The organism is Novipirellula herctigrandis, from assembly GCA_007859835.1.
Lineage (GTDB): Bacteria > Planctomycetota > Planctomycetia > Pirellulales > Pirellulaceae > Novipirellula_A > Novipirellula_A herctigrandis.
Genome location: SJPJ01000001.1, coordinates 7,696,019 through 7,710,090, shown reverse-complemented (window position 1 = coordinate 7,710,090; position 14,072 = coordinate 7,696,019). Strand labels below are relative to the sequence as shown.

Below are 14,072 nucleotides of genomic sequence, written 5' to 3'. Positions count from 1 at the left end.
CAATCATTCCCAACTAGGAGAAACACGTGCGAAAGACCAATAACTCTTATCAATTGTCGCCGACCGATTTGGCAAACTTCCTCGGCTGTCGGCACGCCACTTCGCTCGATATGCGGCGGGCGAATGGGGACTTGGAGATTCCGTTTCGCTCTAACGCCCGACTGGATCGACTCGCCGAAAAGGGCCTGCGTCATGAACATGCGTATTTGCAATCATTGAAAGACCGCGGGTTGCGTGTCGAATCGTTGAGCGAATTTGATGATACTCGCCAAGCCGAAATTACTGAAGAACTGATGCGGGAAGGCGTCGACGTCATTTTCCAAGCAGCGCTGTCTTGCGGGCCTTTCGCGGGTCGTGCCGACTTTCTGATTCGAGTGGATGCAGAAAGCAAACTTGGCGATTGGAGTTACGAGGTCGTCGACACCAAGTTGTCACAGGACACCAAAGCCGGCACGATTCTACAACTCTGCTGTTATTCGGATTGTGTTGCCGCGATCCAGGGCGGTCGCAGCATGTTTGCATATGTGGTCAAACCAGCGTCGACGGATCAACGGGAGGCTTTCGAGAAGGAGTTGTTTCGACTCGATGGCTATTGGGCCTACTTCGAGCTGATCAAACGCCAATTGATCGAGTCAACCGGGGGCGATTGCCTGCATAACCTCTATCCCGAGCCGGTCGCCCATTGCGAAGTCTGTCGTTGGTTCCCGCACTGTGATGATCGACGACGCAACGACGACCACTTGTCATTTATCGCAGGAATTCAAACGTCGCAAGCCAGCGAAGTTCGACGCCAAGGGTTGCCGACACTGACCGCATTCGCAGAGGCTGATGCCGAAAGTATCCAGCGTCCTGCAGTCGGATCCAAAGAGTCACTCCTGAAAGTTCACCATCAGGCTCGCATCCAGCAACGCGGCCGAACTAGCGGTGAAAACATCGTCGAGCATTTGCCAATCGTCTGGCCTGATGAAACGCTGGAAAAGCAGCCGCCGCCGATGGGGTTCTTGCGACTGCCTGAACCCGATCCCGGTGACATCTACTTGGATTTCGAGGGCGATCCGCACGCACCCGACGGAGTGCTGGAATACTTGTTCGGCTACGTCGATCGAGACGAGATTTACTCGATGGATTGGAGCCTCCATCGCCAATCCGAACGAGAGGCCTTTAATCGCCTGATGCGTGACTTGATTGATCAGCAGAACTCGCATCCGAACTTTCACGTTTATCATTTCGCACCGTACGAACCGGCGGCGATAAAACGGATGGCAAGCCGTCATCAATTGCACGAAGATGCGTTGGATGATTTTCTGCGGCGCGAAATGTTTGTCGACTTGCATGCTGTCGTTCGGCAAAGCATGGTGTTGAGCGTCGAGAGCTATTCGATCAAGAAACTCGAGGCGTTCTACAGCTACAAGCGACGAGCTGATCTAGCCGATGTCCGCCCGGCACTCAGCGAAGTCGAATGGGCAATCGAAATGGGCGGCATCGACCAGATTGAACCGCAGACGCTCGACTTGGTAGCGGCCTACAACCGGGACGATTGCGTATCGACATTAAAGTTACATCAGTGGCTAGAAGAACAACGAGCATTGGTGTCGTTGGATCACGGACCGCTGCCCCGCCCGACGCAATCGAGCGACGATCGCAAACCAGAAACTATCGAGCGTCAGGCTGCGTTCATTGATGTCCGCGAGCAATTGAAACTGCTCGCCGGCGACGTTCGTGACACCGAGACCCAGCAGGCAAGATGGCTTGCCGGGCATTTGCTGGAGTATTTCTTTCGCGAGGATAAAACGGTGTGGTGGGAGTACTTTCGCCACCGCGATTTGGAAGACGAGGAGTTGCTTTTTGAGAACGCGGCGGTTGCGGGTCTGGAACTCGTTGAACAGATCTCGCCGCAGGGTCGCGACAGGAATCCTACGTCTGTCTATCGCTATCCAGCCCAGGAACACAAGGTGCGTGTCGGGCATTGCCTGAAGCACCGCGATGGTCTTACCGTCGGAACGGTTGTCGATATCAATCCGCAGTCGCGAAGCATTTCAATCAAGAAGACTGGCAAATCGAGCGACTTTCATCCCACATCTGTTTTCGTTCACGATCTAGTCGCCCCCGGCACCCAACCCGATTCTCTGCTTGAGTTTGCTCGAGAAGTTGCGTCATCGTCATGGCCCAATGAAAACCAACGCTGTGCCCGAACCGACTTGTTGTGCGGGCGCCCACCGCGTCTACTGACGCTTTCCTTACCGCTCAACGGTGAATCAGTTTCGGTCGCGACCGCAGTGGCGTTGGATCTCGATCAAAGCGTGCTTCCGATCCAGGGACCGCCGGGAACAGGAAAGACGTACCACGCCGCCCGCATGATCGTGGCACTGGCATCGCAGGGCAAGAAGGTTGGGGTGACAGCGGTCAGCCATAAGGTGATCGCGAACTTACTGAATGAAGCCGCCAAATTCGACCAAGAAGGCAAATGCACCTTTGCGCACAAGCCAAAGAAGGGAGAAAAGGACACCGTCGACAGAATCACCGTTTTGAACAGCAACCCGGACGCTCTCGATGCAGTCAGCGCGGGCACCGTCGTGGGTGCGACCGCTTGGCTTTGGTCGAGCGAACCGGCCGAAGGAATCCTCGACTACCTGTTCGTTGACGAAGCCGGTCAGATGTCGTTGGCCGTCGCACTATCGGCAATGCGGGCCGCCAAGAACGTCATCTTGTTGGGCGATCCGCAGCAACTGGAACAACCACAACGCGCCGCTCACCCCGAGGGGGCCGACATCGCGGCACTTGCCCATCTGATTCAAGACGGCTCCACGATCAAAGACTCGCAGGGAATCTTTCTTGCCGATACCTATCGTTTGCATCCCGACGTGTGTGATTTCACATCGGAACAATTCTATGAGGGGCGTCTAAAATCTGAACCGAAGTGCCAGAACATCTGCATCCTCGGTAATGGCCCACTTTCCGGTACAGGCCTGCGGCTTGTATCGGTCGATCATGTGGGCAACCAAAACCGCAGCGACGAAGAAGTCGCGGTCGTATCCGCGATCGTGCAGCACCTGCTGACAAGTTCAACGCGATGGCGCGACAAGGAAAACGACATCAACGAACTCGAGCCTAAAGACATTCTGATCGTCGCCCCCTACAACGCACAAGTTGACGCGTTATCAGCAGCGATCGGTGACCGAGCCAGAATCGGAACCGTCGACAAATTCCAGGGCCAAGAAGCCCCGGTTTTGATCTACAGCACCGCCAGCTCCTCAGCCGATGATGCCCCACGCGGCATGGAGTTCCTGTACGATCCCAACCGACTAAATGTCGCAACGAGTCGCTCCAAGTGCATGACAATCATGGTTGCCGCACCCAAGCTCTTTGAGCCCGCTTGCCGAACCCCTCGTCAAATGCAACTTGCTAACACATTCTGCCGCTACGCAGAACTAGCAGTCCAGGTCGACCATTTCACTCAATCCTGACGCCCCATTTTCTACGGGCTTTGCTTTCCCGATCCGGTGAACGCCCACTCAAAACAAGGAACGATCGATAATGGCAAATACGAGAGCAAATCAGCTGCAAGTGTAGGCCCCTGAGGGACAACCACCCTCCCTCATGGTTAGCCAAGTCAACATTGGTCCCGTCCAGTCAAAATACTCAGCCGCGCATTAAACACCGTAACACCAGATTTTCGAGCAATCGACATCGGGATCTCTCCGCCGGAATGGCGTCTGCGGTTTTGTCGGCAAAGCCCTACCCTCGCCGTCCACCTTCGTAACATGTTACGCAGATCCGGTGGCTATGAATCAACATAAATCTAGTTGGAGGTAGGTGCCGTGGGGTAAAAAAACTCCGCCGAGCATTAGACACCGCGAAAACCTGTCATTCAAGCTATCGACATCGGTGGATATCGGCCGAATTGAAGTCTGCAAATTCGTCGGCAATCTTCCCGCAACCGTTCTCACCGGAACGGCTTCAAGCTCTGATCGCTCAGCAGCTTGTCAATGCTGGTTTACATTTGCCCCAGCACCAATGATCGTCTCGGGTTTTCCCGACCACCGAGACGCCGATGAAATTCATTCTACAGCCGTGGCAGTTGTTCGCTGTAATCCTTGCCAGTTGGATCAATCGACAACAACAAGATGCCATTGAGTACCTTCGCACCGAAAATGCCGTTCTCAAAGAGCAGTTCGGCAAGAAGCGAATCCTGCTGACCGATGCTCAACGCCGTCGATTGGCAGTCAAATGCAAAATTCTCGGACGCAAAGCACTTGAGCAGTTTGGGACTCTGTTCACACCGGACACAATCCTGCGATTGCATTGACAATTGGTTGTCAATAGGTGGGACTACTCCGATCGCAAAGAGAAGAAATATGGCCGGCCAACGGTGCGCCAAGTGATCGTTGATTTGACCGTGAAGTTCGCGAAAGAGAATCCGACTTGGGGCTACGATCGTATCAGCGGTGCGTTGTCGGACCTCGGCTACAACATCTGCGACTCCACCATTGGCAACATCCTCAAAGCCCACGGCTTTGAGCCGGCACCGGACCGCAAACGCACAGGATCATGGGAGACATTTTTGCAGGCGTACTGGGACGTGATGGCCGCGAGTGACTTCACCACCGTGGAAGTCTGGACCAAGAAGGGACTGACGACTTACTATTTGCTGTTTGGCATGGAACTGAAAACACGCCGTGTCCATTTCGCTGGCTGCACCACCAATCCGAACCAGGCGTGGATGAAGACAATTGCCCTCGAGCTGACCAACCATGAGGATGGTTTTTTCAAGGACAAAAAGTACTTGATCATGGACCGCGATGCAACATTCAGTCAATCGTTTCGAGACTTCCTACGCAACGAAGGCGTGAAGCCAGTACGGTTGCCGCCGCGAAGCCCGAACTTGAACGCACACCTGGAAAGATTTTTCGGATCGTTGAAATCCGAGTGCCTTTACAAACGGATTCTCTTTGCCGAGAACCCGACTCGAAAGGCTGTTCGAAGCTTCCTTGAATACTATCACACCGAACGGAATCATCAGGGTCTAAACAACGAACTGATCGTGACGATCTATCGTCCGCCTGATATGCATGCTGAAATCGAAACGACCAAACGCCTTGGCGGCTTGCTTCGATCGTATCGACGCGTTGCATAATTCGTTTGGCCATCACTGGCTCGCGCCACTTCGGTCTCAAGACAATCGATGTGATATCTGCTGCGCGGTGAGTGGGTTTTGGTTCAATTTTTCCTTGCCACAGTACAACTTCGCTTCAATCTCGACTCAAAACTCGAACTCACGTGCCGACGTAAACTCGAATTTAGTCGGTTAAAAGGATCGTCCGATTTTTTTGACCACAAGCGACCAACGTATCGCTGACCAGTTCTCTTACAGACATGATTCCATCCACTTTCTTCAATCAATTGACTTCCGCCAATGACACCACGGCAACCGACGAAAGAGAGGAAACCGGAAGTGGACGCGATTCCAGAGTAAAAATCTAGCAAATCGGATCGCGCCCCATCTGTCCCGCCACCGCAATAGCATGGGGCAGACGGAGACTTCAAAAACGAGCTCGCCCAAGCGGTTCTCTTTCGCACTCTCAAATGGGAACGGGCTGTTAATTATTTGTCTCTGTTAATCAGAGAGTCTGAGAGTTTTGGGCGAGGGTATTCGCAGAACGGATGAGAACGGGCGGTTCCGCTCCGTACTCCGAACGCGACTTCTCGAACCCGAGAGGTTTTCGAGATCGGCGAGAAGTTGAAAAACACCGCAAAAAAGCCGATAGAAACGAAAAAACGCCCGGGCGAGAGTTCTCGCTTCCGGGCGTTAATTGGTGTGTCGATCAGTTCGATACTTTTCGACGAGCTCCCCCGACAGGACTCGAACCTGTGACAGGCGGATTAACAGTCCGCTGCTCTACCGACTGAGCTACAGGGGATTCTTTCCCTTGGCGAAGACAATAGTTTCTGTCCCGATTGATCACCAAGATTCGGGAAATTTACTTGAGCTTTACGCCGCTCGCAAGGGGAATACATGATTGTCTCGAATTTACTCGGATTCTCCGTCGCCGATGACCGGAACATCCAATCCATTCGGCACATCCAATACAACACAGTTTGGACCTCATCGCCCGTTCACGCAGCCGAAACCGATCGAACCAGCGCTGCGCAAAATTTTTGCATTTCTTTACCCCTTTTGGCGGGAAACATCCACTTTAATCCCCCTCGCGTGGATGCCATAATGGGCGGAAGCTAGAGGCGCGGGAGTGGTTCAAGCGATTGCGCTAGCGTCGACGCTGAAGAAGAACGCTCTTGTTCTTCTGTGTATTTGGCGTTTTCACGACAAAATGGCTGTTTAAAGTCCTCGATGGTGGGGTAGAAAGTCGCACCCCACCCTTTTGGCGAATTTTGCGCTTTTTGCTCTAATTCCCGCGTACTATAGTGGAATACTCCGGTAGGGGTCAATTTTTCTGCGCAGCTTACACTCACATCAAAATATTGGAAAAAGAAATGACTAAGAATGTGTTAATTGTTGATGACCACGAAGTGATCCGCGTTGGTGCTCGTATGCTGCTCGAGGGAACTGACATCAACGTCATCGGCGAAGCAGCGACGGCGGCGGACGCCTTGAGCTTGGTGGAATCTTTGTCTCCAGACGCTGTTTTGATGGACATCCGGATGGAGGGTGGGGATGGCTTGAACGCCCTGGGCCGCATTAAGCTTGACCACGCTGAACTTCCTATCGTGCTCTATTCGGCGTACGACAACCCAACCTACATCGCTCGCGCGGTTGCACTTGGGGCTGCCGGGTATGTCCTCAAGTCAGCTCCTCGGGAACGATTGATCGAAGCATTGCAAACCGCGCTGGCTGGCGAATCGGCTTGGACTCGCGAAGAGCTACGTCGCGTGACCGGTGCATTGGCAACACCTCGGCTCAGTACCGATATCGAAGTCCCTTTGACTCAGCGTGAAAGCGAAGTATTGCGTCAGATGGCTCTCGGATTGACGAACAAAGAAATCGCAAAGATGCTGGGCATCAGCTACGAGACGGTCAAAGAGCATGTACAACACATCCTTCGCAAGATTGGTGTAAGCGATCGAACTCAAGCCGCTGTCTGGGCCGTTCGCAAGAACTTGGTCTAAAGAGCAGCTTGCCTGACCGCCAGCCCTCTCGATGTGCCAGTGCTTACCGGTGGGCGGTTTGGCGGATCATGAATCAAGGTCGCCTGGGATTGTTCTGCAATCTCTTCTAAGATGGAGCCTAGCGTTTATCCGCTTTGGCTCCTTCTTCTTTAATGGCTCAACAATGCTACCGAACGATCTTGTTTCTTTTGCTTTAGAGGTGCGAAGCGAAACCTACAACTACCGAACTCCGATGAAGTTCGGTGGTCGCGTTGTCAATGACGTGACAATCCTTTCGGTTGATTGTGACGGTCGATCGAAAATAGGTGGGCGCGGTCGCGGACTTGGGTCCATGACCATGGGTGTCGTTTGGGCATGGCCCAATACCAACGGCGATGGCCCCAACCTGACTGACACCGAAAAGTTAGAAATTGTGATTGAGCTCTGCCAGCGATTGGTCACCGCTTTTAACGATTCGAAGTTGAGCGGGCATCCGCTTGACATTTGTCACCACATGGCTTCGGTTCGCCAAACGGTTGCGAAACAGTTGGCGGAGGACCGAAAGCTCTCTGAACCGATTCCTGACTTGGCGATTTTGTTGGCTGCTTCGCCGATTGAAGGCGCATTGTTTGACGCGCATGGCAAAGCGGCCGGCGTGAGCAGTTACGCATTACTGTCGCGAGCCGACATGATTCACGATTTGGCTCACTATCTTGGCGAGTCCGCGTATCGCGGTCTGTTTTTGGGCGATTTAATTTCACCGACGCCTGTCGACTCGATGCCTTTGTATCATCTCGTCGGAGCCCTTGATCCGTTAACCAACGCCGATGTGCAAACACCTGCTGGGGACGGATTGCCGGAAACACTATCCGAGTGGATCAAGCGTGATGGGTTGACGCATTTAAAGATCAAACTCAATGGCGATGACGCAACTTGGGATACAGACCGCATTGTCCATACGTATCGTGTTGCCAACGAAGCAAGGAATGGCGAGTGGGCATTTTCGCTTGATTTCAATGAACGGTGCCCCGACGAAGACTACGTGATGGAAGTGCTTGACGGCATCACCCGAAAAGAGCGGGATTCGCTTCGTGCAATCCGTTATGTCGAGCAACCAACGAAACGTGATTTATTGAAAGAACCGATCATCACAATGCATCGCGTTCGCGAGCGTTTGCCGGTAGTGATTGATGAATCGCTAGTGAATTTGGCCAGTTTGCGAACGGCGATTGGGCAAGGGTACAGCGGGATTGCTTTGAAGGCATGCAAAGGTCACGCCGAGGCGTTGCTGCTTGGCGCAGTAGCCCGAAATGAGAATTTATTTTTGTGTGTCCAAGATCTTACTTGCGTCGGTGCGTCGCTGTTGCATTCGGCTTCCTTGGCGGCACATATCCCAGGGGTCACTGCGATTGAGAGTAATGGGCGCCAATATGCACCAAAAGGGAACGAGCGATGGCTCGATAAGTTCGCACCATTTTTTGAAGTGCGTGGCGGTGCAGTTCCCACACGAATGCTCGCTCAACCCGGACTTGGCTATGGGAACGATCCGATTTTTCAGGACTGAGCAAGTCGGCAACGGTGGTCAATCGCGGTCATCCCGAGGCTGCACGGCGTTGGCAGTCACCAACGTGTTGGATTGAATATCGAGCGCAAGTTTGATTGATTCAGACAGGGCCAACAGGGTGGCGCAAGAAGCAATCGCACCAATGAGTACAGGGATCGCCAGCACAATGATGCTCCACCAAGGCTGTCCACTTCTGATGGTCAGGACCGTCATCACCAACAGATAGATTACGGCCAACGCAACAACCACGTATGCAAGTACCTTATAGAGGACTCGAATCGCATCGAGCACCGGGTACTCTCGCCGTGCTGGCAGTACTTCCATTGCGCCGCCACCTGTGTGCATCGGCTCGTTTTGCGGGGGCGTCGCAGTGTAAGGGTTCACGGCCGCCGCTGCTGCTGAGACCTGTTCTTCGATTGGCGTTTTTACTTCAGGAACAACCGATACCGACTTTTCAGCCTTCTTACCGCGTGGATCAGCCACGACGATGGATGGCATCTTGATTGGTGCTGGTGTCTCTTCCTTTGCTTCCACCTGCACGATTGGTTTTACATCGACGTTTTCGTCGGCGTCTTGTGACGCGACCGCAGCAGATTGCGTGACATTTTTTTCGTCAGCAACGGCGGGTGATTCGTTTTCAGGCTTTGCCTGAGTGACTGATTCCGGGGCCACAGACTCCGGGGTCACTGATTCCGGGGCCACTGATTCCGGGGCAGGCGGTTCTTCACCCACAAGGCAAGGCACCTTACATTTGGGACAACGGATCGTACGGCCCATCGCAGCCGCTTTGACTCGGAAAGCGTTTCCACATTGGCAACGAACGACGACTGCTTCGGCACTCATAATGACTCGATCGCGTACGGATGAAGGGAGTGAAACGGTAGTCTCAATACCCTGCCCAGTTTAGTCGAAATACACTCACGTGAAACCGAATCGATGGAAAGACGACGATTCCACCTAGTTTCCACCTAGTACCTGAGAAGGTCTGGCGCGGTCGTATGGCACACGCTGCTTCGAATCGCACCCGTCCGTCGGGGCAGAGTCTTGCGGGTATCCGCGACAACAAAGCGGATGTTATCAAACAAGCATTTGAATAGAACGAAAATCGAAAGGCGCTACATGAACGCTCACACGACAGAGACGATCAGACAGGTTTGCGAGTGTTTCAGCCCGGCAGCCTTTGCTGCTTGAATATCAATTTTCGAGTAGCAAGACTCGGAATCGAAGGCGAGACGGAATTCGAGTGCTTCGTCCCGAGAAAAATGGGGGTGGGCTTGGCAGCGGCAATTTGAGCTGGATGAAGCCCTAACGCGGCACCACGGAACGATTTGCAGTCGGCGCTTCCCAAACACTGAATTCGGCCCAAACAGGCAGATGGTCCGACACAGCCAGAGCTTGTTGTCGCGTCAACCCAAACGTTTTCTCGATATCGAACACACCCCATCGTCCGGTGAATTCGCGCGTTGTCGTCGTACTGAAAAGGATATTGTCGTAGGCTTTATTTTTTCGTGTGTTGGTCATTGCACCACGGACGACCCATCCCATTGCGGGGATGGTGCCCAATCGCCCCATCTGAGTTTCATCGGCATTGAGATCGCCGAGTAAAATGACATCATCTTCGTCTTTACGAGATCGCTGCATCACTTCAAAGGCATCGGCCAGTGCTGCGACCTCTTGTGGGACTTCATCAGGATCGGTGTGTGTATTGACCATCCAAAACGTGAAAGCATGTTGCGGCGATCCGGTGCGAGCACGGAAACGGGCAACGAATGGCTCACGGTGCAGCATGTCCGATGGATCGGTCATGGTACCGACGGCGTTGGGATCGTATTCGACACGAGTCTGATCGAATACGTAAACGTATTGTTCGGTGCTAGAGGTCCGACCGATTCGCGGGCCGATAATGAAACCATATTGGCTGCCGTCGGCGTTGATTGCACGAATGAAGTCGGGCAAAATATTGTCATCTTGCGCTCGCACTTCTTGAATGGCGACTAAATCAAAATGCCGGACGACTTTCGCGAGAACATCGACCACCTCGGGTTTTGCCATTTTGCTTTTGCCGAAGACTTGGATGTTGAATGTCGCAATGAGAAGCTTGTCGATGGGGCGTCGGTTCGTTGAATGTTGTGACGAGTTGTTTTGTCCACGAGCCGCTGCGTATTGAGCCGGGACAACTTGCCCATTTTGTATCGACGCATTTTGTCCGTAAGAGGTTTGTTCATACGGATTTGTATTGGGACGAATTTGGTTGACGACCGCATTCGTGGCGTTGTGGATTTCGTCATTAACAGCCTGGCGAATCAAGTTACCGTCGAGAGCTACGTCAGGGTTCTCTTGGCGCCAATGAATCAAGCTCGTAACAATCGGCCCAATAATCGGCCAATCGGGATTCAAGTAGCCACCGACACCGCCGCCTCCGGAAAAGAGCGTGAACAGCCAGAGTAGCAACGGGATGCGCGAGCGCGACTTGCTGCGAGATTTGGTCTTTCGTCTTGCCATGCCCGGCCTCCTTGCCCGACATCGTCATGAATCACCCACTACTGCGTGAGTGATTGTTGTGCTATCCGCGCCAACCGCGGATCGCCCGATGCGGCGGCCTGTTGGAGCGCTGCGATCGTGGCACTATCCTTGGCGCCAATTTTCCCAAGTGCCCAAGCGGCGCGTTGACGCGCGGAGCCATCGCTTGAATTTGAGAGGACATCAACCAAGGTGGCTGCCCCCCCAGACGCGTTCGTTTCGGCACGCCCCAGTAAAGTGATTGCCCAGTAGGCAGCTAACGGATCGTTCGATGTTGCAAGGGCGATCAACGAATCGATCGCACTGACAGGTGGCGGCCCCAATTCTTCGAGTGCTCCGACAGCAGAGGCGCGGACATCTTCTTCATCATCCGCACAGGCAGCAACAAGTTCAGCCGCAACAAAGGAGGCATCTTGCCCCATTTGACATAGCTGCTCAGCTGCCTCGAGACGCTCGGCTGAAACCGAGCTTGCTAATAGCGTCTGAATCCGCTGTTTCGCATCCATTTCGTGCCCTACACGAGTTTCGAAAGAAAACCACTCGACAAGAGAATCGCTTCCAAGCTGCTGGCTTAGGAAGTTTTCGAGGGTATCCGCAAGGGCAAAAAATGGATTACGCAGCGACTTACGCAGCGACTTACTGAACGTCGATACGGATAGCGACAGCGATTTCGTTGTTTACTTTCTCGGGCATCGTCACCTGCAACCCCGAATCATCGCGTGTGAATGCTAATGATTCGCCTGTGTCGAGTATGGCGACCGATTTGATATCGGTGTTCGCGCCCGCCATCTCTTTCCCGAACGATCGAAGCGTCACTGACTCGCCACTACCAGGCCAGCCTAGAATCATCGCGTAGACGTGCTTACCGTCTTTGGAACGTGTGAAACGAACGTCTTTATCGCTGTACTCCAAATTGGTGAACTTCGAATGGCTCTTGAATCCACCCGCGGGTTCTTGCGTTGGCCCTTCGCCATACGATTCCCAAATCCGAGTACGGTAGATCGCTTCGCCGTTGGCTTTCAACCATTTTCCCAACTCGGCTAGCACCGCACGTTGGTTCTCAGGAATGGTTCCATCGGCCATTGGGGACACATTCAACAACATCACTCCATTTTTTGCGACGGTATCGATCATTGAATGGATAATTTGTGGCGAACCTTTGATCTTCAGATCATCGGTATAGCACCAACTACCTTTGCTGATCGTATCATCGGTCATCCACGTTTCGGGAAGTGCTTTGGGTTCACGCGATTTTTCATGATCGTTAACAGTGAAACTGAGCGGCAGATCATCTTGTTTGCGAACAATCACCACCTCGCTTCCCATCTTTTCCGCTTCGTTCAAGTAGTAAGCGGCGAATTTTTGGCGATAGGCTTCCGGGATCTTTTCCAACCAACTATCGAACCAGATGATGTCGGGTCGGTATTGGTCGATGACTTCCTTCAACTTAGCGAACCAAATCTCTTCGAGCCATTGTTGCTCGGGCATGTTTCCATACAAACGCTGCAACTTCGCGTCGTCGGAGGACGTCGGGTAGCCTTCGACATTCAAATAGTGGCTGCTGGATCGATCGCGTCGATCAACGTCACCTTCCTTTGGTTCCGGCATCGTCGGATATCGCTGCAAGTTACGAGCGTGATGAAACGTAGCGATCGTTTTCATATCAAGCTTGCGAAGTGACGCGAACAATTCGCCTGTGATGTCTCGCTTGGGTCCCATGTCAGCTGCGTTCCAGGGAGTCGCATTGGAATCCCACATCGAAAAACCATCGTGATGTTCGGCGACCGGGCCAGCGAACTTTGCACCTGCGTCGTAGAACAATTTTGCCCAATCATCTGGGTCGAACTTTTCGGCAGTAAACATCGGCACGAAGTCGTGATAACCAAACTTACTAGGGTGACCGTATGTTTCGACGTGATGATCGAATACTCGACCGGGGCGGTGCATATAGAAGGGATACCATTCCGAAGCGAAGGCCGGAACCGAGTAAACGCCCCAGTGAAAATAGATTCCCACCTTTGCATCTTGGAACCATTCAGGAGCCGCTTTGTGCGTGGCAAGTGATTCCCATGCCGGCTCGAACGTCTGTGATGCAACAGCGGTTTGGGAATAGACAGCGTTGGGAACGAGACAAAAACTCACAACAGCGATTATCGACAAACAAATCGATTTCATAGCGAATGGGCCTTCGAGGGAGGGTGAGGGGGACGGGAACATGTTTCATCGTCCGCAGTTTTGTGATGCCCGCGGCAGACATTTGCATCCCGCGGGAAACAACGGCCTATGATAATCTAGCAAAGGCAACCGAAACACCGTGCAGTGACAAAATGTCACAGTCCCGAACGGTTCCCAAATCAGGCTTTTTTGCAGGAACAACAAAAAATGACATGCGGAAATCGAGCGAATGTGACACAATATCGGTTCGCCATTCGAAACACACCCTGATTTGGAAAACCGCATTCACAAGAGTTCGGTTTTGTTGATGCCACAAGATCGCTGGGGTTGCTTTCCAGGATGATCTCAGACGAATCAAAGGAAATGAAACATGAGCATCGACCTAACGACGCACTATGGGGGTTTGGTACTGCGTTCGCCCGTTGTGGTCGGCTCATGCCCGTTGACTGCACAAGCACCGATGCGAATGACGTTGGAACGTTCCGGCGCAGGGGCAATTGTGTTGCCGTCGCTTTTCGAGGGCCAGGTGTTGCGTTGGAACGAGAATCGCGGCCACGTGCTCAGGCCGCGCGAACAGCGGGTCTTAGAACGTGCAAAGCACGTAAAACCTCCTGCGTTTAGTTCCGACGCAGACTCGTATATCAAGCTCGTTGAGGAAGCCAGTTCTCAAATGTCGATCCCCGTGATCGTTAGTTTGAATTCCGAAAACGCC

The 14,072-nt window shown here is 53.0% G+C and carries 9 protein-coding genes, 1 tRNA gene and 1 pseudogene; 6 read left to right on the top strand and 5 right to left on the bottom strand.

What is annotated here, in order from left to right:
• Positions 1-26: 26 nt before the first annotated feature.
• The 3 genes from CA13_RS27975 to CA13_RS27965 all read left to right on the top strand — a co-directional run bounded on the left by CA13_RS27975 (position 27) and on the right by CA13_RS27965 (position 5,134).
• Positions 27-3,464 (top strand): TM0106 family RecB-like putative nuclease, encoded by a 3,438-nt coding sequence (locus CA13_RS27975; RefSeq protein WP_146402312.1) that lies wholly within the window; start codon positions 27-29, stop codon positions 3,462-3,464.
• Between the two features lie 587 nt (positions 3,465-4,051).
• On the top strand, positions 4,052-4,306 hold the full coding sequence (locus CA13_RS27970; protein ID WP_146402310.1) for a hypothetical protein: 255 nt from the start codon (positions 4,052-4,054) through the stop codon (positions 4,304-4,306).
• A 3-nt stretch (positions 4,307-4,309) separates the two neighbouring features.
• Positions 4,310-5,134 carry an integrase core domain-containing protein gene (locus CA13_RS27965; protein WP_146402309.1) on the top strand — a complete coding sequence of 275 codons (825 nt, stop codon included), beginning with the start codon at positions 4,310-4,312 and terminating at the stop codon, positions 5,132-5,134.
• A gap of 711 nt (positions 5,135-5,845) precedes the next feature.
• Here the strand turns inward: CA13_RS27965 and CA13_RS27960 are convergent.
• Positions 5,846-5,918 (bottom strand) — tRNA-Asn (locus CA13_RS27960).
• A gap of 571 nt (positions 5,919-6,489) precedes the next feature.
• Here CA13_RS27960 and CA13_RS27955 point away from each other — a divergent pair.
• On the top strand, positions 6,490-7,122 hold the full coding sequence (locus tag CA13_RS27955; protein ID WP_146402307.1) for a response regulator: 633 nt from the start codon (positions 6,490-6,492) through the stop codon (positions 7,120-7,122).
• Positions 7,123-7,285: 163 nt separating this feature from the next.
• Positions 7,286-8,665 (top strand): enolase C-terminal domain-like protein, encoded by a 1,380-nt coding sequence (locus CA13_RS27950; RefSeq protein ID WP_146402305.1) that lies wholly within the window; start codon positions 7,286-7,288, stop codon positions 8,663-8,665.
• 18 nt (positions 8,666-8,683) lie between these two features.
• Here CA13_RS27950 and CA13_RS27945 read toward each other — a convergent pair whose 3' ends face one another.
• The 4 genes from CA13_RS27945 to CA13_RS27930 all read right to left on the bottom strand — a co-directional run bounded on the left by CA13_RS27945 (position 8,684) and on the right by CA13_RS27930 (position 13,360).
• Positions 8,684-9,508 (bottom strand): hypothetical protein, encoded by an 825-nt coding sequence (locus CA13_RS27945; RefSeq protein WP_146402303.1) that lies wholly within the window; start codon positions 9,506-9,508, stop codon positions 8,684-8,686.
• Positions 9,509-9,970: 462 nt separating this feature from the next.
• The gene (locus CA13_RS27940; protein WP_146402301.1) at positions 9,971-11,167 is read right to left on the bottom strand and encodes an endonuclease/exonuclease/phosphatase family protein; all 1,197 of its coding nucleotides are present in this window, start codon (positions 11,165-11,167) and stop codon (positions 9,971-9,973) included.
• Between the two features lie 38 nt (positions 11,168-11,205).
• Positions 11,206-11,691 carry a HEAT repeat domain-containing protein gene (locus CA13_RS27935; RefSeq protein WP_146402300.1) on the bottom strand — a complete coding sequence of 162 codons (486 nt, stop codon included), beginning with the start codon at positions 11,689-11,691 and terminating at the stop codon, positions 11,206-11,208.
• A 130-nt stretch (positions 11,692-11,821) separates the two neighbouring features.
• A complete protein-coding gene (locus CA13_RS27930; protein ID WP_146402298.1) occupies positions 11,822-13,360 on the bottom strand; it encodes an alpha-L-fucosidase in 1,539 nt (512 codons plus the stop codon).
• A gap of 370 nt (positions 13,361-13,730) precedes the next feature.
• Between CA13_RS27930 and CA13_RS35755 the strand changes: the two are divergent.
• Positions 13,731-14,072: pseudogene (locus CA13_RS35755) on the top strand (dihydroorotate dehydrogenase); the annotation flags it as partial.